General features: G+C 92.6%; 1 pseudogene. It reads right to left on the bottom strand.

The features are described from left to right. Positions 1–230, bottom strand: a pseudogene (locus AC0L3D_RS37140) (hypothetical protein); the annotation flags it as partial.

Below are 230 nucleotides of genomic sequence, written 5' to 3'. Positions count from 1 at the left end.
CCGCCCCCCCGCCGCCCGCCCGCGCCCGCGGCCGGTTCTTTTTGCTGTTTTTTTGGCGCGGGCCCCCCCCCCCCCCCCCCCCCGTGGGGGGGGGGGGGGGGGGGGGGGGGGGGGGGCGGGGGGGCCCCCCCCCCCCCCCCGGCGCCCCGGCCGGGGGGGGGGGGGGGGGGGGGCGGGGGGCGCGGGGGGGGGGGGGGGCGCGGCGGGGGGGGGGGGGGGGGGGGGGGTGG

It is taken from the genome of Mesorhizobium sp. WSM4837 (assembly GCF_055811435.1).
This window is presented reverse-complemented; position numbering and strand designations above follow the sequence as displayed.